This window comes from Mesorhizobium sp. 113-1-2 (assembly GCF_016756475.1).
In the GTDB taxonomy this organism is placed as follows: domain Bacteria; phylum Pseudomonadota; class Alphaproteobacteria; order Rhizobiales; family Rhizobiaceae; genus Mesorhizobium; species Mesorhizobium loti_C.
On record NZ_AP023242.1, the window covers coordinates 3,629,026 to 3,654,198 of the forward strand.

Genomic DNA, 25,173 nt, shown 5'->3' on the forward strand with positions numbered 1-25,173 from the left:
GGAGCGCCGAAACTCCCGCTCAATCTTGGTCTTGCAATGGCCTGCAAGTATACTTTTTCGTAAGCTTTGAGGTTGGGGCTGTTCGGCAAACCGGACGATGTGGTTTAAGCGCCGCATGGTGGGAATAGACGACTCCATGGATGGTTGGGCGCCGGCGGGGCTGACTGCCACCGGTCTCGACTCGTCATCGGTCTGGCCCGGCCTGCTTCGCCATCCCTGGTATTTGCTCGCGCTTCTGTGCCTGGTGCAGATCGTGTGCTGGACGGTGGTGCCGGCATTGATCGACCCCGCGCCGCCCGGCGATGTGGTGGAAGGTTTCATGTGGGGCCGCGAATGGGTGCTGTTGACCTACAAGCACCCGCAGCTTCCCGGCTGGCTGCTCGAAACCAGTCATCTTCTGACCGGATCATTCCACTGGCCGCAATATTTGCTCGCTCAGCTGACGATTTCGTCGACCTTCGTCCTGGTCTATCTGCTGGCCAGAGACATGCTCGGGCAACGCCGCGCGCTGGCTGCCGTGCTTTTGATGCCGTCGGTCTATTTCTTCGGCTGGCCGACCCCGCAATTCAATCACGACTATGCGCAGATGCCGTTCTGGGCGGCCATATGCTGGCTGCTTTGGCGCGCCGGCCGTGGTGGCGGGCCTGGCTGGTGGCTGGCGCTCGGACTGGTGTCGGGCGTCGGGCTCTATGCCAAGTTCTCCACCGGCCTGCTGCTCGCCTTCGGCGCGCTCTGGCTGCTGTGCAACGCGCGCGCGCGCAGCCGGCTGGCGACGCCTTGGCCGTGGCTCGGCTTTGCCGTTTTTCTAGCGGTGGCTGCGCCGTTGGCCATCGCGCTCTACCGCATCGACTTCTTGCCATTGACCTATTTTGCCGACCGTGACGCGTGGGTAACCGAACACCGGGCGCGCCTCTACTATATCGGCGTCCAGCTGGCCGGGCTCTCCGGCTTTCTCCTGGTGCTGGCGATATCGAGGCTGCTGCGGCGCTCGCCCGCTCCCGAAGCTCCCGTCGAACGCGGCATTCTGGTCTATCTCGTGTGGATGGGGCTTGGGCCGGCGACCCTGATCATGGTGGCCTCGTTGTTCACCGGCACCGGCGAGTCCTGGGGGGCGCCGATGTACAATCTTGTTAGTGTCACGGTGCTTGCCTTTCTCGGCCACCGGCTCGGCGCCATCGAGATGCGAAGGCTGGCGATCTGTGCCTTCCTTTGCATCGTTACCATGTCGGGCGCCTATGCGACCCTCCGCTGGACGGGCTGCAATGTGCGGGGACGCCTGGACGCCGTCTGCTGGCCGGCGCAGCCGATCTCGGACGAGGCCGAGGCGGTCTGGCATGCGGCCGCGCCTGGCCGGCTCGACATTGTCGGCGGCGATACCCAATTGGCCATGCTCGCGGGCCTCAATGCCTATGACAAGCCGTCGATCTTCACCGACCTTGACATGCGGTTCGCGCCCTGGATCACCAGGCAGCGGTTGCGCGACCACGGCATGCTGATGGTTTGGCCGGGTCGTGGCGTGCCGCCGCAACTGCGGGCATGGCTGGGCAACCTCCCGGTCAAGACCATTCTTTTCAACTGGTCGCGCACGGCGCCGCCCGTGCCAATCAGCTTTGCCGCCATTCCGCCCGGCACGCGGTATCTGCCGCTTGACGCCGACAGCCGGACCCGGCATCCGCGCAGCTGAAGCGGTTCGATCCCTTAGCCGCGTCGAAACATCGTTCGCGCATGGCGTTCGTCTCCATGCGACTGGACGAAGCAGGCGACAATGCCCATTTATTGGGAAATCCAATTTTGTCTGCGCAATTCCGGACGGGAAACCGCTACACAAATGGAATTGCCTTTTGAGGAGACGTGACATGGCGACTTCAATCGAACGCGCAGTGCTTGCCGGTGGTTGTTTCTGGGGCATGCAGGATCTGATACGGCGCTACCCCGGTGTCATCTCCACCCGTGTCGGCTATAGCGGCGGCGATGTACCCAACGCCACCTATCGCAACCACGGCACCCATGCCGAAGCCATCGAGATCAATTTCGATCCGGCCGTGATCAGCTATCGCACGCTGCTGGAGCGCTTTTTCCAAATCCACGATCCGACGACGCGCAACCGTCAGGGCAACGACGTTGGGATGAGCTACCGGTCGGCGATCTACTATACGAGCGACGAGCAAAAGCGCGTCGCCGAAGACACCATCGCCGATGTCGATGCTTCCGGCCTGTGGCCCGGCAAGGTCGTCACGGAAGTCGCGCCGGCGGGTGCCTTCTGGGAGGCCGAACCAGAGCACCAGGATTATCTGGAGAAATATCCCAACGGCTATACCTGCCATTTCGTCAGGCCGGGCTGGAAGCTGCCGGTGCGCGAGAAGGCCGTCTCGTAAGGTTTGCGGATCGCTTTCCAGAAGCAAGGCGGCATAACTCCTGTGACCGCGTGAATGCCAACTGTCAGTCGCCGCTTGGCGATTGACAGTTGGTGGCGTTGCTGGCCAACTGCGTATGCTGATTTGCTTCAGGAGATACGCATGAAGAAAATCTATGAGAAGCCACTTCTGGTGAGAGGCGGGCGGCTTTCCGACGTCACCGCCACGGTGCCGTCTTCGATTGTCAAGGCTCCCTGACCGACGGACTTATTTTGCAAACCCGGCCAGGCCTGCCTGATGAGGCTGGCTTGCCGTTCGAATGTCCCTCGACGGGGGTCGGCATGGTTTGCGCCTTGAACGGCCGGTGCTTTTGAGCCCGCAGACCAGGTCGGGCCGGCTTTCCGCGGTGTTCGTGCTCGACATAACCCCTTACACCGGGCCGCTGTTGTCAGGATGGCTTGAAGCAGGCCATCTGATTGACGCGATTGTGGTGCCGGGAATCCGCCAACGCCAAAAACATTTCAGCGTCAGCAATTTTCGCCGAGGGCTGAGACGAAGATTGCTGCTCAAACGCTATATCGGCAACACGCCGGCAAGGCTGATCGAATTTGGCCGGCCCTATGATTGGGGCACACTCGCCAGCCAGTTGTCGGAGACCAAGGCCGATGTGTTGATCTGCTTCGCGTTTCCAGCACTGATACCACAGGATTTGCTCGGCACCTTTGCCAAGGGCGGCCTCAATCTTCACCCGGCACTGTTGCCCAACTACCGGGGTCCGCATCCTCTCCACCGCCTGGCTGTGGACGGCCAGCACGCCGTTCATGGCGGTGTGACGCTGCACAAGATGTCCGCCGATTTCGATGATGGCGACATTCTCGGGCAGGTGTCGTTTTCCGAAGCAGACTGGGTGTCGCTGCAGACCCTGACCGACAGCGTGGCGAGGGCGATGCGCGCGCTGGTGAGTGAGGTGGCTCCCGCCTACTGTAAAGGCAGCCTTTCGGGAATGCGGCAGCCGGCCGGTGATTTCGTCTGGGCGCGGCTGAAGGCGGCCCACACGATGATATCGCCTGAGATGTCGATCGAGCATGTTGCCCTGATGTGGCATGTGCTGGGCACTGTTCCAGGCATCTATCTGGATGTCGCCGGGCACAAGGTCAGGCTGGGGTTCCAGATCAGGCGGCTCGGTCCGCCGACCGGACATGTGCCAGTCAGACGATGGGGGAGCGTGGAGTTCGATCTTGCCGACGGCAGGGTCCGGTATCTCACCTATAGCCGCCTGCTCAAACGGCTCGTGAAACTGCACGCCACGTTCGCGCGCGCTCCAGTCAGAAAGTCGCCCCCTGAAATCCGGCTTTTCGGCAAGGTGGAAGACGGGCACGCGTGAGAGTTGGCGCAGTGCGTTGAAAAAAACGGCTTCCCCTTCGGTTCGAATGGTGCTTTAACGCGCCCATCCACAGGGGTGCTCCGTACGGTCGGGGCTGAGACGGGGGCGGCAAGCCCACAGACCCTAGAAGCTGATCTGGGTAATACCAGCGGAGCGAGGCGGGCTATGTTTTCAGGCGCACAGATTTCCTTATACCCCATGGCTGACGATTTCGTCGGCGTCATCCTGGGCGCGCTCGGCGCGCTCGATCCCTACCGGGACAGGCTCAGGATAGAGACCGACGACATCTCGACCTTGCTGGTGGGGCCGCCCGAAGTGTTGTTCCCGGCGCTGCGCGACCTGTTCGTGGCGGCGGCGCGGAGCGGCAAGCATTGCGTGCTGTCGGCCGCCATTTCGCGCGGCTGCCCGGGCGAGCCGGACGATCCGATCTGCCGCTCCGATGCGTTTGGCGGACCTGTCGGGCCGCTCGGCCCGCGCAAGGAAGCCGCCATCAGCGCGGTGCGCAATGCTGCCGCCACCGGCCAGCCGGCGGCGGCGCAATTCTCGCTCTATGTGATGGGCACCGGCGACCATATGGACGAGATCTATGGCTGCATCGATTTCCTGAAGCAGTCCGGCGTCTACGATCGCTCCAAGAACTTCTGCACCAAGTTGCGCGGCGATACCGGTGCGGTCTTTTCTGCGCTGAACGAGGCTTTCTGCCGCTTCGGGCCGGGCGCCGGCCACGTAACCCTCGACGTCACGGTTTCGGCCAACAGCCCGTCGGCTGTCTAAAACCAGGTGCGCTTCCGCGCGCCGTCAAAGGTTATGCCCGTGGTCTCATCATCAGTCGTGTCGCGCCCGCTCGCGGGTTCCCTTGCCAAGGCCGTACCAGCCGTCATCTCGGTCGGGTTGCTGCTTGTGGGGTGGGAGCTCTACGCCACCTATTCCGGTATCAAGCCGACGATTTTGCCGGCGCCCTCACGTGTCTTCGAGCAGGCGATGCTCAATCGCGAGGCGCTGATCGACAACGCCATTCCCACCATCCGCGCCACGCTGATCGGCTTTGCCTGCTCGCTCGGCGCCGCCTTCGCGCTGTCGATGCTGGTCGACTTCTTCCAGCCGCTGCGGCGTGCGCTGTTTCCCGTCTTCATCGTCAGCCAGACCTTGCCGCTGGTGGCGATCGCGCCGCTGGTGGTGCTGTGGTTCGGCTTCGGGCTGGGGCCGAAGATCATGCTGGTGGCGCTGGTCACCTTCTTCCCGATGCTGGTGGCCCTGGTGCAGGGCTATGAGGCGACCGAGATCGAGATCGGCCAGATGCTGCGCGCCATGGGGGCAGGGCGCTGGCGTGTCTTCGTGCTGGCGCGGCTGCCTTCGGCGCTGCCCTATTTCTTCGCCGGCCTGCGGATCTCCATCACCTATGCCGTGGTCGGCGCCATCTTCGCCGAATATGCCGGCGCGGCGAAGGGGCTGGGCATCTACATGCTCAACGCCAAGAACAATTTCCGCCCCGATCTGGTGCTCGCCGCTGTCGGCGTCAGTGCCGCGCTGACGCTGATCCTGTTCGGGCTGACGGCGTTGCTGCAGCGCCTCGCCATGCCCTGGGAACGGGCCGGCCGGCAGCCGGCAGGGAAGGGGGCGCAGGGATGAGCCGGCTCGAATTGCGGTGTGTACGCAAAGCGTTTGGCGGGCTCGACGTGCTCGCCGACATTTCGCTCAGCGTCGGTGCCGGCGAATTCGTCTCGATCCTTGGGCCTTCAGGCGCCGGCAAGTCGACGCTGTTCCAGCTCCTGACGGGTGCCGAGCATGGCGAGGGCGAGATGTTGTTCGACGGCGCGTCGCTCGACGATCATGGCAGGCATTTTGCCTTCATGCCGCAGCGCGACGCGCTGATGCCGTGGCGGCGCATCCTCGACAACGCGACGCTTGGGCTCGAAGTGCAAGGCATCAGGCGAAAGGCGGCGCGGGCGCGCGTCGCCCCGCTGTTTGCCGAGTTCGGGCTTGCTGGTTTCGAGCGGCATTTTCCGGCACAGCTTTCGGGCGGCATGCGCCAGCGCGCGGCGCTTTTGCGCACGGTGGTGCAGGAGCGCGACATGCTTTTGCTCGACGAGCCGTTCGGCGCGCTCGACGCGCTGACCCGCGCGGCCATGCAGCGCTGGCTCGAGCAGATGTGGCGGCACCATCGCTGGACGGCGCTGCTGATCACCCACGATGTGCGCGAGGCCGTGTTCCTGTCCGACCGTATCTACGTGCTGTCGGCGCGTCCGGCCCGTGTGTTGCGTGAAATCAGAGTGCCGTTGCCGCGCCCGCGCGATCCGACCGGCGCCGCCGGGCAACAGGCCAGCGCACTTGAGGCCGAGATCCTCGACATTTTGCTCAACCCGCAACCATCCAAAGGACATGACCATGACTGACTTGACGCGCCGGCAGGCCTTGCTGCTCACCCTCGCCAGCGGATTTCCACTGATCGCCGGATCGAACCGCTCCTTCGCGGCAACACAAAAAGTCACCGTCGCGCTGGACTGGACGGTCAACACCAACCACATCGGGCTGTTCGTCGCCCGCGACAAGGGTTTTTACCGCGAGGCCGGCCTCGAGGTCGACATCCTGCCCTACAGCGACACCGGCGCCGGCACGCTGGTCGCCAACCGCGTCGCCGATTTCGGCATCAACGGCACCATCAGCCTGTTCACCCAAAAGACCGCCGGGGCCGATCTGAAGGCCGCCTATGCCGTGGTGCAGTCCGAAACCGGCCGCGTGGTTTTCAATGCGGCGCGCAGCGAGATCAAAAGCCCGAAGGACCTTGACGGCCTGACCTATGGCGGTTTCGGCAGCGCCTGGGAAAACGCGCTGATCTCGACCATCATCCGCCATGATGGCGGCAAGGGCAAATTCGAGACGGTGACGCTCGGCACCTCCGCCTATGAAGCGCTGGCCAATGGTTCGGTCGACTTTACGCTCGAGGTCTCGACCTGGGAGGGCGTCGAAGCCGAACTCAAAGGCGTCAAGCAGCGCAGCTTTATTTATGCCGATTACGGCGTGCCCGACGAGCACACGACGCTGATCTCGTCGAGCGAAGCCTATCTGCAGGCAAACCCGGCATTGGCTTCAGCCTTTATCCAGGCAACACGGCGCGGCTATCAGTTCTGCGTCGATCATCCCGGGGAAGCCGCCGCGCTGCTGATCGCCGCCAACAAGGATGCCTTGACCAATCCGGCGTTGATCGAGGCCTCGCTGAAGGCGCTGATCGACGGCCACTATCTGCGCGCGGCAAACGGCGCCATCGGCACGATGGATCCGGCCAAGATGGACGCGATCGGCGACTATCTCTTCACCGCCGGCATTCTGCGCGACGCTGATGGCAAGGTTCTGACGCAGCGTCCTGATTTTGCGAGGTATTTCAGCAATTCAACGTTGGGGTAGGGCGCGCCGGTCTGCCTTTCGAGCCTTGGGGGAATGGCCGGCCAGCCAAAGGGGCTCGCCTGGCGTGAAGGCTTCCCATCGCCCAAGGCTCTCCAACACGTCATCTGGCAGCGCTCCCGAATCCTGTCTCTATTTCGCCCCAAGGCTCAGCGCTTTCTTGCGGTCAGCCTCGGCGCGCTTGTGGTTGCCCGTGGCTTCCCATGCCTTGCTTCGCGCGTTGTAGGCGGTGGCGAAATCCGGTTCGAGCTTTATCGCCTGGCTCAAATCGGCGATGGCGCCGTCATAGTCCGCCCTGCTGGTCCTGATCATGCCTCGGCCCAAATAGGCAAAGGGATTCTTGCGATCGAGGCTGAGTGCCTTTTCGAAATCGCGCAACGCCGCGACGTCCTCATGTCTGCCCATCCATATGAGACCCCGATTGGCGTAGACCCTCGCATCGGTGGGATTGAGACTGATGGCCCTCTCGTAGTCCGCGAGAGCCCCATTGTCGTCCCCCTGGAAGCCGCGGTTCTGGCCGCGGTCGTAGTAGGTCTCGGCAAGATCCGGATTGAGCGCGATCGCCTGGCTGTAATCGGCGACCGCATGAGCGTAATCGCCCTTGGCCTCCCAGGCCGTGGCACGGGCGAGATAGGCGTCGTGGAATGCGGGAAAGAATGAAATCGCCTTGCCAAACTGGGCTATGGCGCCGTCATAGTCGTTCTTTCCATACAGCGCTCGACCCTTGTTGAAGGTTTGCGCAGCCAGCGAAGTCCAACTCGGCTGGGTCGCTTGCTCGCTGGCCCGGCCAGCGGCTTGGCCTGACATCTTCGATGCATTGGCTTCGTCTCTTGCAATCATGGCCAACTTGCGACCCTTGCGGGCGAGGGCCATCTTTGGATTGAGCTTCAGCGCCTGGTCCATGTCGGCGACCGCCGGATCGTAGTCGCCCTTGGTGAACCAGACAGTGCCACGCGCAAAATAAGCCGGCGCATATTGCGGGTTGAGTTCGATCACGCGGCTGTAGTCGGCGATGGCACGATCCAGTTCGTTCTTGTTTGTCCACGCGACGGCGCGGCCGATGTAGGCGTCTGAATAGCCGGGATAGAGTCTGATCACCTCGCCGAAGTCGGCGATGGCTGCGTCGTACATACCCTTCTCGACAAGCGACAAACCGCGGCCGACATAGGCCGAGGCTTTTCTTGGATCGAGCGCAATCGCCTTGCTGTATTCGGCGATGGCGCGATCGAAATTGCCCTTGTCGTAGAAGGCGTTGCCGCGGTCGACGAAAGCCTTGAGGTTCTTCGGGTCCGAGCCGACGGCGTCCTGCGCGGCACCACCTTCTGCCAGGGCAGCTACCGTCGCTTTGCGTGCAACCATATAGTCTGGATTGCTGGGGCTGAGCTTTATGGCTCGATCGAAGTCGTCAATCGCCTTCGAATAGTCCTTGCCGTCGGCCCACGCCATGCCGCGCCCGTAATAGCTGGCATCATCCTTCGGATCGATCCCGATCGCCACCGAATAGGCAGCGATTGCGCTTGCTGCGTCGCCCTTGGCATGCTGAGCCATACCTTTGCAGTAAAATGCGTCGCGCGCCTTTGGATCGAGTGCGGCGGCTCGGTCGCAGTCGGCGAGAGCGCCATCGATGTCGCCAAGGGTGATCTTGGCGAGGCCCCGGCGAAAATGCGCCGGGGCAAAATTGGGGGCGCGTTCGATGACCTTGCCGTAGTCGGCGATCGCCTGCTGGTAGGCACGTTTGGCGGCCCAGGCCTTGCCGCGGCCGAAATAGGCGAACCGGTTGTTCGGATCGAGCGCGATCGCGTGGTTGTAGGCGCCGATCGCCTGATCGTACTTGCCCATGTCCAGGAAGGCATCGCCGCCGAGGATCGCTTCCAGGGCCTGCGGGTCGGTCGCCTCCAAGGTTCGCGCGGCCAGCGTGTCCTGCGTGGCCGTCAGATCGGGAACGATGGCTGGCGGCGCCGGCTGTTGCGTGTCCGGCAATGATGGCGGTTTGCCGTGGTTACCCGCAACCTGTTCACTACAGCCTCCCGCCCATTTTGGATCGAGTTCGGCGGCACGGCGGCAATCCGCCGCTGCACCGACCGTATCGCCCTTCAGCGTCCTGGCGCCGGCCCGGCTGAAATAGGCTTCGGCGCTCTCGGGATCCAGGCTGATCGCCTTGTCGAGATCGAGAAGTGCGCCGTCGACGCCATATTTTGCGAGCCGCGCCTCGGCGCGCTCGAGCAGGATTTTTGCGGCTGCCGGGTCCTTCCCTGTGGCAACCGGCGGAGCTGTTTCGCCCGGAGCGTGTTCGCTGCAAGAGCCTGCACGCTTCGGATCGAGTTCGATGGCGCGCCGGCAGTCGGTGGCGGCAGTGGCGTAATTTCCCTGGGATGCCTCGGCAAGCGCCCGGTCGTAGAAGGCCTCGGCGTTGTACGGATCCAGCTGGATCGCAAAGCTGAATGAATCTATCGCGCCTGCGACGTCGCCTTGCACCTGCTGTTCCAGTCCCCGTTTGAGATTCCAGGCAACGAGTTCGGAGTGGTCCTCTTTGGGGTATAGTTGCAGCGGTTCGTACACCGGGGACGCGACAGGCTTGGGCGTCTGCGGCACGGCCGGCGCCTTCGCGCCCACCGGCCCTGTGTCGCAGCCACCTGCCTTTTTCGGATCGAGCTCGACGGCCTTTCGGCAATCGGCGGCCGCGCCGGTGGCGTCGCCGCTGCGGGTGCGCACCAGGGAGCGACCGAAATAGGCCCTGGCATAGTTCGCATCAAGAGCGATCGCTCTGTCGAAATCGGCTATGGCGCGATCGTCGTTGCCTTTGCTTGCCCACGCTACGGCCCGGTAATAGTAACCGTCGATACCAGCGGCATCCAGTTCGATTGCCTTGCTGGTGTCGGAAATCGCGCGAATCCAATCGTTCTTGCCAAGCCAGGCGGCACCGCGGCTGGCATAGGCGTCGGCGTTATTGGGATCGAGGCCCAGCGCAACGTCATAATCGGCGATGGCGGGATCGAATTCGCCCGTGGCGGCGCGGGCAATGCCGCGGTTGATATGGGCGATCGCGTCCTGCGGATCGATGCGGATCGCCTCGTCATATTCGGCGACGGCGCGCACCAGGTCGTTCTTCCTGTCCCAGGCGATCCCGAGGCCGGCATGCGCCTTGCCGTTGCCTGGATCGGCCTCGATCGCCTGCTGAAAATCGAGAATGGCCGCATCGGTCTTGCCTTTGCGCAGGAAGGCGGCGCCGCGGCTGGAATAAGCATCGCTGGACGATGGTTCCAGGCTGATGGCGACGTTGAAATCCGCGATAGCCCGGTCGTTGTCTCCCTTGTCGTACCAATCGGCTCCGCGGTTGAAGTATGGCGAGGCCTGTTTTGGATCGAGCGCAATCGCCTCACTGTAGTCCGCGATCGCCCGATCCTGATCCTGCCTGTCGTCCCAGGCGACCCCTCGATAGAAGTAGGCCATGACGCGGATGCGCGTCATCTCCCTGGTGTCCTCGGCAATCGGCGTGCAGGCGGCGATGCGCTTGTCCGGCTCGATGTCCTTGCCGATGCAGGTGGCATAATCCTTCTCTGCCGCGAGCGCCGATACGTTGAAGGCGAGAATGACCGCGAGCCCAGCCAACAGCCAACTGGGCGAAACCTTCCTCGGCACAGGCAATCGGATCGCGGCGGCTGGCAGCCGCGCACCATTCCAGCTCGCCATATTGCTGGTCCTCCCCCCGAAAAACCTTGGTCCGCCTCAGCGGTAATGCTTGTATTGTTCCCTATTTGTTCCAAAAATGCAAGCATAAATTGCAGACCCGCTTCGAACAGTGTCCAAACCTGAGTCTGTGCCTGACGTAGGCCCGATTTCGCGCCGATCCGATCTTGCCGGTTAACCCCCCGGCAATGGTTGCGTGCAATGGTCCTTCCGAGGGATCATCGGGGTGCTTGCGTTGCTCACGTCAAAAAGTGAAGCGTTTTCGCATAGTAATGAGGGCGGATTTTTCTCCGCCGCGCGAAGGCATGACATACTGGTCGACCTGCGCGAGGGCTTCTTTCGCCTTTGTGCCCTGGCCTGCGCGGGGCTGTTCGTCTATCGCGGCGTGTCTCAGCTCGTGGACGACCCGACTCGGCTCAACGCCGCGCTGGTGGCGATTTCCGAGATACTCACTTTCACCTGGCTGCTCCTGTCGCGGCGTCCGGTGACGCGTGACTGGAACCTGCTTACGGTCATCGTCTCCGTGACCGCTAGTTTCGGTGTCGCGTTGGTCAGCCTTCAGCCTGGCATAGCGCTTGTTCCGGTCTATGTCGCCGCGCCGCTGCAGTTTGTTGCGCTGTTGTTTGTCATCTGGGGCAAGATATCGCTTGGCCGTTCCTTTGCGATCCTGCCTGGCAATCGCGGCGTGATGACGGGTGGCGCCTACCGGATTGTGCGGCATCCGATCTATGCCGGCTACCTTGCCGGCCATGTGCTCTATCTGTTGTCGGCCTTTTCCTTCCACAACCTCGCGGTGTATGCGGTCATCACCTATATGCAGCTGTATCGTATCCTGCGCGAGGAGGCCCTGCTGGCCGCCGCGCCGGAGTATCGCGCTTACATGGAACGTGTGCGCTACAGGCTGTTCTACCGGATATTCTGAGGGCATCTGGCTTGGGATTGGCTAACAGCGCTTCCCAAAGCGCCAACTGGATCGTTTGCTTTGACATAGGTCGCCGCTGGGCTGGTCACCCCCCAGGTTGCCGGCAGGTACGGCCATCAGTGTCTGACGGCCTTTGGAATCCGATGCCTTTGATCGGTGATTGACGGCCGATCTTCGCGCTATGCACCAAGCAGTGAGGCCTGCCAGCAACGGGGAGTCGGCGGCCCTCAAAAATCGTTTTTATTCATGCATTTGCACGTATGTCGATGATGTATATGTTTCAGGAAAAATATTTTCTACATATGTAGTATAATTTTATTACGCTTATAGTTTCTGTATTTTTTACATAGATACCATTAGCTGCACAGGCATCCGTCGATCTGAAACTGAAGCTCGTCTGTTGCGTAGTTGCGACAGCAATCGGCTGTACGCCGACTGCCTTAGCGCAACGACAACAGGAGAGTGTTATGGCTTTTACCATCAGAACAGTCGCCAGTGTGTTGGCGGGTAGTGCAATGATCGTCGTTCTTTCCATGCCGGCAAGCTCAGCCGGGCTCGGTGTCGGTGCCTCGGTTGGCGGTAGCGGCGGTGTCAATGCCGGCGTCGGTGCCTCCATTGGCGGCAGCGGTGGGATCAACGCCGGAGCCGGGGCCAATATCGGCGGCTCGAACGGCGTCAGCGCCGGACTCGGCGCATCCGCTGGCGGCAGCGACGGCATCAACGCCGGCGCCGGCGCCAATGTCGGCGGTACGGGCGGCGTTACCGCCGGGCTCGGTGCATCCGTTGGCGACAGCAACGGCATCAATGCCGGGGTGGGCGCAAATATTGGCGATTCGACCGGCGTCGCCGCCGGGCTCAACGCCAATGTTGGCGACACGAGCGGCGTGGGCGTGAGTGCCAATCCGAGCAATCTCTCAAACCCCAGCAATCCGAACAATCCCAAGCTGCAGGGCATCGTTGCCGACATGTCGAACAGCCAGGTGGCGCGCATGAAGAAGCGCTGTGCCGATGTGCTCGGCAACGAAGGTACCTATGATCGCGATCTGCGTCAGCTCTGCCTGCTGATCGCCCGTCGCTGACGCCAGAGTGCCAGGAATGGAAGTGCAGAACCAGCCGTGAGGCTTTGACAGCACTCTCCTGGCCTCCGACCGGTCGGAAAGCCCGCCATTTCGGCGGGCTTTCTGCTGTGGAGCGTGTTCATAACTTTGAGGGGGGCGGTTCTCAGGCTTCCAGGCGAAGAACGTCTCCGCCAAGGCAACATCTCCCCAATGGGTCCTGTTGTCTTGAATTGGCCGGTACGCGGGTAACTATACCACGGGTTGCTCTCCGAATTTTAGCAACCAATGATAGAGGCTCGGGTTGGTGAGACAGCCGGTTTTGAAGTCCGGTTTTGTTCGAGACAACCCAAGGGAGAGAGCCATGTTTGGCATCACGAAAAGACTTTCCACAATCCTCGCGGGCGGCGCAGTCGTGGCCGCTCTATGCATGCCGGCCCTCGCTGCCGGAATCGGCGTTGGCGCCGGCGCTTCGGTCGGCGGCAGTGGCGGTGTCAATGCCGGCGCCGGTGCTTCAGTCGGCGGGGGCAATGGCGTCAATGGTGGCGCCGGGGCATCGATCGGCGGCGGCACTGGTGCCGATGCGGGCGTTGGAGCAAGCATTGGCGGCAGCGGCGGCGGCACAGGACTCGGTGCTACGGTTGGCGGTCAAAATGGTGTCGGTGCGGGTGTCGGTGTTGGCACCGGCGTCGCGGGCATTGGTGGGGCAAAGCCCAGCAGTCTGTCAAATCCCAGCCTGTCAGGCGTCGTCGCCGATATGTCAGACAGCCAGGTGGCGCGGATGAAGAAGCGCTGCGTCGATGTGCTGGCCAGCTCAGGCGGCTACGACCGCGACCTGCGGCAACTGTGCCTGATGATCTCGCGCCGCTGAGGCGGTAAACGTCATGAGGCCCGCTGCCGCGAGGTGGCGGGCCTTTTTTCATTTTGCCGGCGAATATTCTCCGTGCGCCCATCTCATTATGATGCGGCGGAACGGTACGCCCGCTCGAACGTTCTCGTCTTCGAAACACCGCATGTGACGGTGCTCAAACCGGCGCATCAGCGCCTACGGGAGCGGCAACCATGAGCTTAGGCACAATACTCATCATCATCCTTGTCATTGCGCTGCTGGGCGGCTTCAGCGGGCTCGGTGGCGGCCCGTTCTACGGAACGGGCTACTATGGCGGCGGCGGGCTCGGGCTTGTGCTGCTGATCCTCATCATCCTTGTGGTGCTAGGGCGGATTTAGAGGCTCTCAAGGCTTCGTATAATCGCGATCTCGTGACCGCCAAACAAAGGTAGCGCACCGGATCGTGATGGAAGCAAGCCGGCTTGTGATCCGAAATCCGGCGCGAATCTCGTATATTAATTTCGGTCCACACCCCCCGTGGAAACAAGAGGAGAGGGTCCCACCCCTTCATCCTCCTCCAAGGCCCGCTCCGGTATCCGGAGCGGGCTTTTGCGTTGAAGCCGAGGGAGCCGGCTTGCGTCGAGACAGTTGAGTTTGCGGAAGGCTGCCCAATGCCCGCAACACTCAGAACGACACCCTGCGAAATTCGCGATGATCTTTACATTCTGCGGCGGATGGTGGCGGCTCGTGGCCATATCGAGACCATCCAGGGCATAGATGCGTTGATCGGCATCGCCGAAGCAGAGGCGATCAAGGCCATCCGCCGCATCGATCGCGCCTGAACGGAATTGGATCAGGATCGAGGCGCTGGCGGGAAGGCAGGCCTCCTGGTAGCGGCTCTTACGCCGCGCGCGGCACCCGTGAGGTGAACGTTGCCCGGGTGACCGAGACGCTGGTGCCGTCGTTGTCGCTGATGACTTCCACCTTGGCTTCGAGCTGTTTCACCAGCGCCTCCACGATGGCTGTTCCAAGGCCGGTGGCCGGTACGTCGTTGGCGATCTTGCCCGACGCCATTGTCCGAAACCGTCAGTTTCCAGTCGCTGCCCGCGGTCTCGTAGCTCACCTGGATCCGAGCGCCGTCCTTTTCCTTGGGGAAGGCATATTTGATGGCGTTGAGCACCAATTCGGTGACGATCAGTCCGAGGCTGACTGCCTTTTGCGAATCCATCCTGCCGCCTTCGGTCGTAACGGTGACTTCGATCGGCTGGGCCTCGCCAACCATCGAAGTGGCGAGGCTGCCGCACAGTTTCGAAAGGTAGGAGCCGACATCGATCTCGTCGATGCCGACCGAGGTGTGGAGATGGCGCTGCACTTCGGCCACGGACAGGACGCGTTGATGGGCGTCCTTGAGATGCTGGCGCGTCTCTTCAGAAGTGACCGAGCGCGCCTTCAGCAGCAGGATGCTGGCGATGATCTGCAGGCTGTTGGCAACCCGGTGCTCCATCTCGCGCAGCAGCACGTCCTTTTGGTGGAGCAAATCTTCCGTGCGCTTGAGCAGTTCCTCTTTCTCTCTCTCGATCACCCGACGGGCGGTGATATCGTTGAAGGCGAGAAGGATGGTGATCGCTGAACTGTGGTCGTAAAGCACCTTGCGGGCATTGAGCAGCATGGTGCGGCGGCCGATCCGCGGGAAATCATGCTCGACCTCGAAGCCGTCCATGGCGGTCTTCTCGGGAATAATGGTCTCCAGCAGCAGGCGAAGGGCCGGAATATCCCACTGGCCGTCGCCCAGCGCGTAGAGCAGCGAGCCCTGGGTTTGCGCGGGGTCGACTTCGAATGTCTTGTAGAAGGAGCGGCTGGCGGCCAGCACGCGAAATTTCTCATCGAGGACCAGGAACGGCTCGGTGATCGTGTTGACGATCGCCTGCGCCAGCGTCTGCGCATCCTCGATATTCGCGATGGGTTGAAACATGGGCAAAAGCCAGACGAGCGGCGTTCTGCCGCTCTGAGGATTGACGTTACACCTTTGCCGCGCCGTTGTCGCGAAGTGAATCGCCGGCCACGATGACGTGATGTCCCGTATGGTCACTGAAAAGGCGGGCACTCGGCCCGCCTTCGTCCAGCTGTTCATCCAGGCCTTAGCCCAAATCGCGGTGCGTCAGTTCGCGCCGCCGAGCTGCTTGGTCATCTTGCAGAAATCGTCATGCGACTTGGCGATGGCCTTGTCGCCGCATTCCTTCGTCATGCCTGCGCGGTCTTCTTCCTTCATGGCCATCCAGGCGGTCTTGAATTCCTTTTCGGACTTCATGGTCTTCATGCCGGAGTCCGTATAGAAGGGCGCCATCTTTTCAGGATTGTCGAGCGCGGAGGTGCCACTGGCAGCGGCCAGCGCCGAACCGGTCATCATTGCAAGCGCCATCGCGCCCATCGTGAGCATCTTGAAGTTCATGGGGAATTCCTTTCGTAGAGGTCATTGGAATAAACGACCTGCAGATAAACGGGTTCGAGAGAAATCCGTTCCTATATGTGAATATAAATTAAAATCATTTTTTATTTTCTCGACCCAGCCAAGGCGGCCGGCTACTCCATGTCCGGCACGTCACCACTGACAAAAAGCGTGGTCGGCGGTCCGTAGTCGCCAAGTGTCGGGTCGGCATCCCGGCTCCAGGCGATGACGCCGACATGTTTTGCCGCCAGAGCCCTTGCGGTGCGTATGGCGCGGTCCTCGCTCTGCTGGTCGGCTGGGCCGAAGGCCGGAAACAATTCACCGTCCTCGCCGCGATCGAACGCGACCACGACGATCAGCTTCGGATTTTTATGCTCTGTTGAATGGGACATGGTGCTCCTTCGACGGGAGCCTATCACACTGTCGGGACCCACTGCGGGCTTTCTAACCTGTCTTGGTATCGCATTGACATGAGGTTTATGGCCATATATTGAACAGGACTATACAGGTTCACTGAACAGGTATGAATATGAAGCGGCGCGCGGTTCAACTGTCTCCCGGCACGGGCAAGCCCGAGCAGATCGCGACCGTTCTGGAGCATGAAATCCGCTCCGGCGTGCTCGGCTTCGGCGACCGCCTGCAAAGCGAGAACGAGCTCGTCCAGCGTTTCTCCGTCAGCCGAAACACGGTCCGCAAGGGCCTCGAGGAACTGTCCAGCCGCGGGCTGATCACCACCAAGGTCGGCATCGGCTCCTTCGTCACCTTCGATGGCAAGCCGGTTGACGATTCGATCGGCTGGTCACGGGCGCTCGCCAATGCCGGCGCCAATGCCGAGACCAGGACGTTGCGGCTGGAGGTCATCGAAGACGCCGATCTCGCTGCCTTGCTGGAGATCGAAAGCCCGTTCTTCATCGCCGTCGACCGGGTGCGCACCAATGCCAGCGACGGCCATGCGATCTCCATAGAGCGCAGCCGCCTGCCGTTGTCGCCGGAGCTGGAGGATGTGCCGCTGCGCGGCCTGCGCGAAGGCTCGCTGCACCAGACGCTGCGTGGCGCCGGCCTCATCCCCGACCATGGCGAGGAATGGGTCGGCATCGAGATGCTCAACGCTGAGGATGCGGCGATCCTCGGTTGCCCGCAAGGCACGCCGTTCCTGCGCGGCCGCCGGCTGACGCGTGCGGCCGACGACCGGCCGATCGAATATGTCACCAGCCTGCTCAATCCCGCGCATTTCGCGCTGCATATGAGGTTCTGAGCGATGCCGGACAATCTCACTCTTGACCGCGCAATGGGTGCGCTTGTCGGCGGAGCGCTGGGAGATGCGCTCGGCATGCCGACGCAGCTTCTGTCGCCGGCCCGAATTGCCGAACTCTACGGCCATGTCGAGGATTTCATCGCGCCCTTCGCCGACCATCCGGTGTCGAAGGGCCTTGTGGCCGGCACCATCACCGACGATACCGAACAGGCGCTGCTGCTTGGCCGCATTCTGGTTGTTTCAGGCGAGCGCTTCGACCATGCGCGCTGGGTCAACGCGCTGCTCGACTGGGAACGCGAGGTCAAGGCGCGCGGCAGCTACGATCTTCTGGGACCTTCGACCAAGCGCGCCATCGACGCCATCAACAATGGTGTGCCGGCCGAGGAAGCGGGGCGCAGCGGCGACACCAATGGGGCGGCGATGCGCATCGCGCCGGTCGGCATCATGATGCCGCTGGAGCCGCTCGATACATTCGTCGCCAAGGTGGCGGAGACCTGCCGGGCCACGCACAACACCTCGATCGCCATAGCCTCGGCCGCAGCGGTTGCGGCCGCCGTCAGCCGCGGCGTTGCCGGGGGTGACTGGCGCGCCGCCTCCGGCAGTGCCATTGCTGCGGCGCGGCAAGGGGCGACGCTTGGCCATTGGGTGACCGGCGGCGACATCGCCGCGCGGATCGTCTGGGCGCAGGACCTGGTGCGCGGCAAGGTGACGAGAGATGCGATCCGGCTGATCACCGATTTGGTCGGCACCGGCGTCGCCAGCCAGGAATCGGTTCCGGCGGCCTTCGCGGTGCTGGAAGTCGCCGGCGGTGACCCTTGGCAAGCGGCTGTTATCAGCGCCAATCTCGGCGGCGACACCGACACGATCGGCGCCATCGCTGCCGGCATGGCCGGCGCCTGCACGGGCTTTTCACGGTTGCCTGGGGATCGCGTAGCCGGCCTCAAAGGCATCGACATGGCGGAGGTTCAGGCGTTAGCCGCCGATCTTGTGGCGACACGGATCTCCAAGGGCCGCCCTGACAAGACCGACTTAGGCAAGACTGGCCCGGGCAAGGACGCGGCGGCATGAGCGGGCGTCTCGTCCATATCGGCAGCGCGGTGGTCGACTATGTCTACCGCATCGACGCCTTGCCGGCGCCGGGCACCGAGAAGACGGCATCGAGCTTTGCCCAGGTCGCCGGCGGCGGCTTCAACATGATGGTGGCAGCCAGCCGCACCGGCATGAAGGTGGTGTTCGGCGGTCAGCTCGGCAGCGGGCCGAATGGCGATTTCCTGCGCGCCGCCTTCGCTGCCGAGGGCATCGAGACGCTGACCCCGCCATCGCCTGCGATGGACAGCGGCAATTGCGTCGCCATGATCTCGAGCGACGCCGAACGCACTTTCGTGTCGTGGCCGGGCGCGGAGAGCATTCTCACCCTCGACATGATGGCACCCGTGGCGGTAGCGCCGGGTGATTGGGTGTTCACCTCAGGCTATACGCTGAGCTATGCGGGCAGCCGCGACGCGCTCACCGATTGGATCGAGGCGCTGCCAGCAAACATTCCTTTCGTCTTCGACCCGACGCCGGTCATTTCAGACATTCCGCGCCCCGTCCTGTCGCGGGTGCTTGCCCGCACCGCATGGCTGAGCTGCAACGCGGCGGAAGCCGCCGAAATTGCCGGTCAGGGCGATGTCGAGAGCCTCGCGGCGCGGCTGCTTGCCGCGCATTGTCCGCAAGCGGCCGGTGTCGTCATCCGCTCCGCCGCCAAGGGATGCCATGTCAGGCTGGCCGACGGGACGGCGCAGACCGTCGCCGGGTTCAAGGTCGATGCCATCGATACCAACGGCGCCGGCGACACCCATATCGGCGCTTTCGTCAGTGCGCTGGCGCGGAGCGTGCAGCCTTTTGAAGCGGCGCGCTACGCCAATGCGGCGGCCGCCATTTCGGTCACCCGCCATGGCGGTTCATCGGCGCCCAGCCATGCCGAAATCCAGACTTTCCTGAGCCAGGCCGCCGCGACCGGCGCGCCGGGCCAGAACCAGAAGGCCCATCAGACAGCCTGACAAGCCCCGCCAAGCGGGCAAACAAAGAGAGGAACCAACATGCGCGTGCCAAGACTGACTGCTCTCTTGACGGCGACCGCCGTCTTCACCACCGCACTCACGCTGGCCGCCAGTGCCGCCGAAGTGCATGTGCTCAACTGGAAAGGCTACGGCGCCGACGAACCCTGGGCCGTAGCGGCTTTCGAAAAGGCGACCGGCAACAAGGTCGTCAACGACTTCTTCAATTCCGAACAGGAAATGCTGACCAAGATCCGGACCAATCCCGGCCTCTACGACGTGGTCATGATCAACGCCGCCTTCAACGACCAGGCGATGGCCGAAAAGCTGATCCAGCCGATTGATGTGTCGAAACTGCCGAACTATGCCGACATCAGCAAGGACAAGGCCGGCTCGCCGATGCTCGACCATGACGGCAAGGTCTATGGCGTGCCGTGGGTGTGGGGCCTGACGGCGCTCGCCATCAACGAAAAGTCCTTCGACAAGCCGCCGACATCGATCGCCGAAATGTGGGATCCCGCGCATAAGGGGCGTGTCGTCATCCGCGACGACGCCGTCGAGGCGGTGCAGTTCGGTGCCATCGCCACCGGCCAGAACATCAACGACATCAAGGATATGGATGCGGTCAAGACGAAGCTCACCTCGCTGATGCCGCAGATCAAGACCTTCTGGAGCTCGGAGAACGACTGGAACCAGATGGTCGCTTCCAACCAGATCGACATCGGCACTTACTGGAGCGGTTCGGCCGACCGTGCCAAGACGCATTTCAAGCTGCCGGTTTCGCTTGTCATCCCGCAGGAGGGCGCCGTCGCCTGGCTGGATGCCTTCTCCATTCCGGTCGGCTCCAAGAACGTCGAAGGCGCGCAGGCCTTCATCAACTGGATGATCGACCCGAAATTCTACGTCGAATGGGTCACCAAGGTCGGCGCTCCGGTTTCCGCCAACACCAAGGCGGTGGATGCACTGCCGGCGGATGCCTTCAACCGCAAGGTGATGGGCGATCCCGAGGTCGCCAAGCGCATCCAGTTCCAGGCGCCGATCACCGATGCCCAGCGCGAAGCCTATCTGGCGCTGTGGCAGCAGCTCAAGGTCGACGTGAAGTAAAGTTCCCGTCCGGACCAGCCGGCGGTTCGCGCCGGCTGGTCCTTCAATCCTCGGGAGGAGGGTCTCATGGCAGTGGAGGGAGCGACCGCATCGCGCAGCGGACTGAGATCGGCTCTGCCGCTGTTGGCGCCGGCCTATCTCTGGCTGACAGTGGCGATCTTCCTGCCGCTTTCGGCCATGGTTTTCTTCTCCTTCATGACCGATCTGCCGCTGTCGGGAAAGCCCTGGGCTTTCACGCTTGGCAACTACGCCGCCTTCTTCTCGCAGAGCCTTTATCTGACGCTGCTGCTCGCCTCGCTGCGGCTTGGGCTAGAGGTGACTTTGTGGTGCGTCGTCATCGGCTATCCCGCCGCCTATGTGCTCGCCAAGGTGCTGAAGGGACGCAGTCGCGAGGCGATTTTTCTCCTCGTCATCCTGCCCTTCTGGTCGAACGGACTGGTGCGCATCTTCTCCTGGGCGATGGTTTTGCGCGAGGGCGGTATCCTCGATACGGCGCTCAACGCCGTGCTGCCGTTCAAGATCAACATCGATCTCATGTATTCCTACCCAGCCGTCATCATCGGACTGGTGCACTCCTACGTGCCCTATATGGTGCTGACCTGCTATCTCACCTTGCAGGCGATCGACGACTCGCTGATCGAGGCCGGGCGCTCGCTCGGCGCCTCGCGGCTGCAGGTGTTGAAGCGGGTGATCATCCCGCTGTCGATGCCGGGACTGGTGGCGGGAGCAGCGCTGATCTTCGTGCCGGTCGTCGGTTCGTTCATGGAGCCACGCATTCTGGGCGGGCGCACCGGCACCTTCTACGGCACGGTGATCGAGGACCAGTTCGTCGCTGTCTTCAACTGGCCGCTGGGAGCCGCGCTGTCCTTCATCCTGCTGGCCGTCGTGCTGGTCATCCTGGCGGTCGCCTCACCAGTGCTGCGGAGGGCCGGGTGATGATGACGACCCGCATCCTCGAATGGTTTGGCCGCCTCTACATCTTCCTGCTGCTCGCCTTCCTCTATCTGCCGATCATCATCATGGCGCTGATGTCGTTCAACGTCTCGCCCTTCTACCAACTGCCGTTCGAGTGGACGACGGAGTGGTATGCCTCGCTGTGGCAGAACGACCAGCTGATATCGGCGACCTGGAACAGCCTGGAGATCGCTGTCATCACCACCATCATCAGCGTGGTGCTGGGCTCCGCGGCGTCGCTGGCCCTTTACCGCTATGAATTCCGCGGCAAGAAAGTGCTGCAAGCGCTGCTGTTCCCGCCAATCGCCATTCCGTGGCTGATCACCGGCACGGCGATGCTGATCTTCTTCTTCGGAATCGGCATCGGTCGCGGCCTGTTCGCCATCCTGCTTGGCCATGTCGCGCTGGCGCTACCCTATGTCATCGTCGTCGTCTCGGCCCGCCTGCAGACCTTCGCGCCGGAACTGGAAGAGGCGGCGCGCTCGCTCGGTGCCAACCAGTGGCAGGTCACAATGCGGGTGACGCTGCCCTGGATCATGCCGGGCGTCATCGCCGGCGGGCTGTTTGCCTTTGCCGTGTCGTTCGACCAGTTCGTCGTCTCCTACTTCCTGTCGACGCCCGGCCAGACGACGCTGCCGGTCGAAATCTACGCCGCGATCCGCAAGGGTTTTACGCCCGAGATCAACGCGGTCTCGACCATCATCATTGTCGTGTCGATGGCGCTGATGCTGCTGACGGCGCGGTTCTTCAAATTCGGCGGAGAGAAATAATGGCCGGCGTGCAGGTATCCAACGTCTCCCGCAGCTTTGGCGCGCACAAGGCGCTGGACGATGTCTCCATCGATTTCGCCGATGGTGGGTTCTACGCGCTGCTCGGACCATCAGGCAGCGGCAAGACCACGCTGCTGCGCCAGATCGCAGGTTTCGATTTTCCCGATACCGGCAGCATTTCCATCGGTGGCGAGAGCGTCGAGCGCGTGCCGGTCGAAAAGCGGCGCATCGGCATGGTGTTCCAGAACTACGCGTTGTTTCCGAATATGAGCGTCGCCGACAATGTTGCCTTCGGCCTGTCGGTGCGCGGTGAGGCCAAGGCGGTGATTGCCACCGAAGTGCAGCGCGCGCTCGACCTCGTCCAACTCGGCAAGCTCGGCGGCCGCCGCCCGCACCAACTCTCCGGCGGCCAGCGCCAGCGTGTTGCATTGGCGCGCGCCATCGTCACCAAGCCGCGCGTGCTTTTGCTCGACGAGCCGCTCGGCGCGCTCGACAAGGCGCTGCGCGTCGACATGCAGATCGAGTTGAAACGCATCCAGCGCGAGATCGGCATCACCACCATCTTTGTCACCCACGACCAGGAAGAAGCGCTGACGATGAGCGACCGCATCGGAATACTGCGCGACGGCAGGCTCGTGCAGGAAGGGCCGCCGGAGGAAATCTACGACCGGCCGAAAAGCGAATTCGCCGCGACCTTCCTCGGCGACGCCAACATTTTTCGTGGGGATTCGACGGGTAATGGCATCAGGCTGCCGGATGGCACGGCGATTGCCGCGGGCGTGGGCGCGACGCTTGCCGCCGGCGCCAAGGCAAGTTGCGCCGTGCGGCCGGAACGCATTCGGATTGCCACTGATGCCGGTGCTTTGGATGGCGATGTGAACACGCTTAAAGGGCAGGTTTCCAAGCGCATCTTCGCGGGCAACAACAGCACTTATTTCGTCGAGCGTGCCGGCCAGACGCTGAAGGTCATCGTGCAGAACACCGGCGCCGACAGGCTGGCCGAAGGGCAGGATGTGGTGCTGCGCTGGTCGCCGGAGAGCACGGTGTTGATTGCGGCGGGTTAAGGCCTAGCTGGGGAGGCTGGCGCTCCGTCACACCCCCCTCTGGCCTGCCGGCCATCTCCCCCGCAAGGGGGGAGATCCGCGGCTTCGGCGCCGCGGCTCTTCCTGCAACGTTGAAAATTTGCGAAGGCAGAGGTCACGGCCAATCTCCCCCCCTTGCGGGGGAGATGCCCGGCAGGGCAGAGGGGGGTGCTGTCCCGCAGTCCTGTCGGATATAGGCTTGGGAGCTGCGATGACCTTGGAACTAAGTGCCCACGACCAATCCATGCTCGATGGCGAGCAAGGCCTGTCGGCCGCCGCCGCCATGAAAATCCTCGTCGCCTTTTCCAATGCGGTCGGCGCGCGCGGCTTGCTCGACATATCAGGCGCTCATATCGATGGCTGCCTCTATCACGGCAAGGCCGGGCTCGATTTCGTCGAGCGGCTGGTCGAGGGCGGTGGGCGCGTGCGGGTGCCGACGACGCTCAATGTCGGCTCGTTCGACCTCATCCATCCCGGCATGGTGAAGATGCCGGCAGCGGAAGAGGTGCCGGCGCGGCGGCTGATGAAGGCGCATATGGAACTGGGCTGCCAGGCGACCTTTACTTGCGCGCCCTACCAGACACGCTTCCGGCCTGAATTCGGCCAGCAGATCGCCTGGGGCGAATCCAACGCCATCGTCTTCGCCAATTCGGTGATCGGCGCGCGCACCAACCGCTATGGCGATTTCATCGATTTGTGCTGCGCCATGACCGGACGCGCGCCGGCCTGGGGTCTGCATCTCAGCGAAAACCGTCGTGGCCGCATCCTGTTCGAACTGGCCATTCCTGACGCGGAGCCGAGCGACAGCCTGTTCGTCGGCGTCGGGCTGATCATCGGGCAAGCCAGTGGCGACCGGATACCGGTGATCTCAGGCCTGCCGAAGCCGCGTGACGAGGATCAGTTGAAGGCACTGGGCGCGGCGGCGGCGACGACGGGTGCCGTGGCGCTGTTCCATGCGGTCGGCATCACGCCGGAGGCCAGCACGCCAGACGAGGCGTTCCACGGCCACGCACCGGAAGAGACGATCCGCATCACCCAGGCAGACATCGATCATGCGCTGTCCAGATTGTCCGGAGTGGCTGACGGGGCGCCGCTGGCGGCCGTGTCGCTGGGCACGCCGCATTTCTCGCACGAGGAATGGATGCGCCTGTTGCCGCTGCTGCGCGAGGCAGCACCTGGCAAGGGCATCCCAATCTACGTCAACACCGGACGCGCGACGCTGACGCGGCTGCAGGAGGAAGGGGCGCTGGCCGGCATGGAGGCGTTCGGCCTGATCCCGGTCGCCGACACCTGCACCTATGTCACCTCGATCCTCGAGCGGCTCGACGGCGTGGTGATGACCAATTCCGGCAAATGGGCACATTACGCGCCGGGCAATATCGGCGTGACCGTCGCCTTCGCCGACATGAAGGATTGCATCCGCTCCGCCGCGGTCGGGCATGTCGTGCGGAGTGCCTCATGACGCGGTCGGCAGAACGATCCGGCAGCTTCCAACTGGTCGGCGAGGCCGAAGGCCAGGCGCTGGTGTTTTCGCAGCCGCTCAGCTTCTGGGGCGGCATCGATGCCGAGACCGGCGAGATCATTGACCATTCGCATCCGGGCCTTGGCCAGAATGTCGCCGGCATGATTCTCGTCATGCCGAGTGGGCGAGGGTCGTCGTCCTCGTCCTCGGTTCTGGCCGAAGCGATCCGTAGGGGGACAGCGCCGGCGGGTATCTTGATGGAGCGTCCTGACCCGATCCTGGCGGTGGGCGCCATCGTGGCCGAGTTTCTCTACGACATCCATATGCCGCTGGTGGTCTGCGATATTGCCGGGATTGTTTCCGGCGACAGGGTAGCGATCGGCGCTGGCGCGGACGGCCGGGCGATCGTCAGAGCTAAAACAGAAAGCTAGC

Annotated in this window: 25 protein-coding genes and 1 riboswitch; of the genes, 21 read left to right on the plus strand and 4 right to left on the minus strand. The window is 62.9% G+C overall.

Annotated elements, in window-relative coordinates; genetic code table 11:
• Positions 1–136: 136 nt before the first annotated feature.
• From JN279_RS17615 to JN279_RS17645, 7 genes are all read left to right on the plus strand, one after another.
• Complete coding sequence (locus JN279_RS17615; RefSeq protein WP_244734648.1) at positions 137–1,684, plus strand: glycosyltransferase family 39 protein; 1,548 nt, start codon at positions 137–139, stop codon at positions 1,682–1,684.
• 172 nt (positions 1,685–1,856) lie between these two features.
• Positions 1,857–2,375, plus strand: coding sequence for a peptide-methionine (S)-S-oxide reductase MsrA (gene msrA / locus JN279_RS17620; RefSeq protein WP_096447748.1), 519 nt, complete (start codon positions 1,857–1,859; stop codon positions 2,373–2,375).
• Between the two features lie 538 nt (positions 2,376–2,913).
• The gene (locus JN279_RS17625) at positions 2,914–3,738 is read left to right on the plus strand and encodes a formyltransferase family protein (RefSeq protein ID WP_202353487.1); all 825 of its coding nucleotides are present in this window, start codon (positions 2,914–2,916) and stop codon (positions 3,736–3,738) included.
• 61 nt (positions 3,739–3,799) lie between these two features.
• Positions 3,800–3,913: riboswitch (TPP riboswitch) on the plus strand.
• A complete protein-coding gene (locus JN279_RS17630) occupies positions 3,904–4,512 on the plus strand; it encodes a YkoF family thiamine/hydroxymethylpyrimidine-binding protein (protein ID WP_096447745.1) in 609 nt (202 codons plus the stop codon). Its footprint overlaps the riboswitch before it by 10 nt.
• Positions 4,513–4,545: 33 nt before the next feature.
• Entirely contained in the window at positions 4,546–5,367 is an 822-nt protein-coding gene (locus JN279_RS17635) for an ABC transporter permease (protein ID WP_202353488.1), read from the plus strand.
• Positions 5,364–6,131, plus strand: a complete 768-nt coding sequence (locus tag JN279_RS17640) for an ABC transporter ATP-binding protein (protein WP_202353489.1) — start codon at positions 5,364–5,366, stop codon at positions 6,129–6,131. Before JN279_RS17635 ends, JN279_RS17640 begins: the two co-directional genes overlap by 4 nt.
• Entirely contained in the window at positions 6,124–7,140 is a 1,017-nt protein-coding gene (locus JN279_RS17645; RefSeq protein ID WP_096457517.1) for an ABC transporter substrate-binding protein, read from the plus strand. The genes JN279_RS17640 and JN279_RS17645 overlap by 8 nt, the downstream gene beginning before the upstream one ends.
• Positions 7,141–7,269: 129 nt before the next feature.
• Here JN279_RS17645 and JN279_RS17650 read toward each other — a convergent pair whose 3' ends face one another.
• Positions 7,270–10,827: a tetratricopeptide repeat protein gene (locus JN279_RS17650; RefSeq protein ID WP_202353490.1), complete on the minus strand. Its 3,558-nt coding sequence runs from the start codon at positions 10,825–10,827 to the stop codon at positions 7,270–7,272.
• Between the two features lie 394 nt (positions 10,828–11,221).
• Between JN279_RS17650 and JN279_RS17655 the strand changes: the two genes are divergently transcribed.
• From JN279_RS17655 to JN279_RS17675, 5 genes are all read left to right on the plus strand, one after another.
• Complete coding sequence (locus JN279_RS17655) at positions 11,222–11,746, plus strand: methyltransferase family protein (RefSeq protein WP_244734650.1); 525 nt, start codon at positions 11,222–11,224, stop codon at positions 11,744–11,746.
• Between the two features lie 467 nt (positions 11,747–12,213).
• Complete coding sequence (locus JN279_RS17660) at positions 12,214–12,825, plus strand: hypothetical protein (protein ID WP_202353491.1); 612 nt, start codon at positions 12,214–12,216, stop codon at positions 12,823–12,825.
• A gap of 340 nt (positions 12,826–13,165) precedes the next feature.
• Positions 13,166–13,672 (plus strand): hypothetical protein, encoded by a 507-nt coding sequence (locus JN279_RS17665; RefSeq protein ID WP_202353492.1) that lies wholly within the window; start codon positions 13,166–13,168, stop codon positions 13,670–13,672.
• Between the two features lie 191 nt (positions 13,673–13,863).
• The gene (locus JN279_RS17670) at positions 13,864–14,028 is read left to right on the plus strand and encodes a DUF3309 family protein (protein WP_202353493.1); all 165 of its coding nucleotides are present in this window, start codon (positions 13,864–13,866) and stop codon (positions 14,026–14,028) included.
• A 272-nt stretch (positions 14,029–14,300) separates the two neighbouring features.
• Positions 14,301–14,471 carry a hypothetical protein gene (locus tag JN279_RS17675; protein ID WP_202353494.1) on the plus strand — a complete coding sequence of 57 codons (171 nt, stop codon included), beginning with the start codon at positions 14,301–14,303 and terminating at the stop codon, positions 14,469–14,471.
• A gap of 11 nt (positions 14,472–14,482) precedes the next feature.
• Here JN279_RS17675 and JN279_RS17680 read toward each other — a convergent pair whose 3' ends face one another.
• The 3 genes from JN279_RS17680 to JN279_RS17690 all read right to left on the minus strand — a co-directional run bounded on the left by JN279_RS17680 (position 14,483) and on the right by JN279_RS17690 (position 16,467).
• Positions 14,483–15,601 carry a histidine kinase dimerization/phosphoacceptor domain -containing protein gene (locus JN279_RS17680; protein WP_342216381.1) on the minus strand — a complete coding sequence of 373 codons (1,119 nt, stop codon included), beginning with the start codon at positions 15,599–15,601 and terminating at the stop codon, positions 14,483–14,485.
• A 186-nt stretch (positions 15,602–15,787) separates the two neighbouring features.
• Entirely contained in the window at positions 15,788–16,078 is a 291-nt protein-coding gene (locus JN279_RS17685) for a hypothetical protein (RefSeq protein WP_096447731.1), read from the minus strand.
• Positions 16,079–16,209: 131 nt separating this feature from the next.
• The gene (locus tag JN279_RS17690; RefSeq protein WP_096447729.1) at positions 16,210–16,467 is read right to left on the minus strand and encodes a hypothetical protein; all 258 of its coding nucleotides are present in this window, start codon (positions 16,465–16,467) and stop codon (positions 16,210–16,212) included.
• A gap of 137 nt (positions 16,468–16,604) precedes the next feature.
• On the opposite strand from JN279_RS17690, the gene JN279_RS17695 reads away from it, so the two are divergent.
• From JN279_RS17695 to JN279_RS17735, 9 genes are all read left to right on the plus strand, one after another.
• A complete protein-coding gene (locus JN279_RS17695) occupies positions 16,605–17,330 on the plus strand; it encodes a GntR family transcriptional regulator (protein WP_095203906.1) in 726 nt (241 codons plus the stop codon).
• Between the two features lie 3 nt (positions 17,331–17,333).
• Positions 17,334–18,398, plus strand: a complete 1,065-nt coding sequence (locus JN279_RS17700; RefSeq protein WP_202353495.1) for an ADP-ribosylglycohydrolase family protein — start codon at positions 17,334–17,336, stop codon at positions 18,396–18,398.
• Positions 18,395–19,372 (plus strand): PfkB family carbohydrate kinase, encoded by a 978-nt coding sequence (locus JN279_RS17705; protein WP_202353496.1) that lies wholly within the window; start codon positions 18,395–18,397, stop codon positions 19,370–19,372. Before JN279_RS17700 ends, JN279_RS17705 begins: the two co-directional genes overlap by 4 nt.
• A 39-nt stretch (positions 19,373–19,411) precedes the next feature.
• Positions 19,412–20,473, plus strand: a complete 1,062-nt coding sequence (locus JN279_RS17710; protein WP_202353497.1) for an ABC transporter substrate-binding protein — start codon at positions 19,412–19,414, stop codon at positions 20,471–20,473.
• A gap of 66 nt (positions 20,474–20,539) precedes the next feature.
• Complete coding sequence (locus JN279_RS17715) at positions 20,540–21,409, plus strand: ABC transporter permease (RefSeq protein WP_202353498.1); 870 nt, start codon at positions 20,540–20,542, stop codon at positions 21,407–21,409.
• A complete protein-coding gene (locus JN279_RS17720; RefSeq protein WP_202353499.1) occupies positions 21,409–22,197 on the plus strand; it encodes an ABC transporter permease in 789 nt (262 codons plus the stop codon). Before JN279_RS17715 ends, JN279_RS17720 begins: the two co-directional genes overlap by 1 nt.
• On the plus strand, positions 22,197–23,261 hold the full coding sequence (locus JN279_RS17725) for an ABC transporter ATP-binding protein (protein ID WP_202353500.1): 1,065 nt from the start codon (positions 22,197–22,199) through the stop codon (positions 23,259–23,261). The genes JN279_RS17720 and JN279_RS17725 overlap by 1 nt, the downstream gene beginning before the upstream one ends.
• A 229-nt stretch (positions 23,262–23,490) precedes the next feature.
• On the plus strand, positions 23,491–24,741 hold the full coding sequence (locus JN279_RS17730; RefSeq protein WP_202353501.1) for an aconitase X: 1,251 nt from the start codon (positions 23,491–23,493) through the stop codon (positions 24,739–24,741).
• Positions 24,738–25,172 (plus strand): aconitase X swivel domain-containing protein, encoded by a 435-nt coding sequence (locus JN279_RS17735; protein ID WP_202353502.1) that lies wholly within the window; start codon positions 24,738–24,740, stop codon positions 25,170–25,172. The genes JN279_RS17730 and JN279_RS17735 overlap by 4 nt, the downstream gene beginning before the upstream one ends.
• Position 25,173 lies beyond the last annotated feature (1 nt).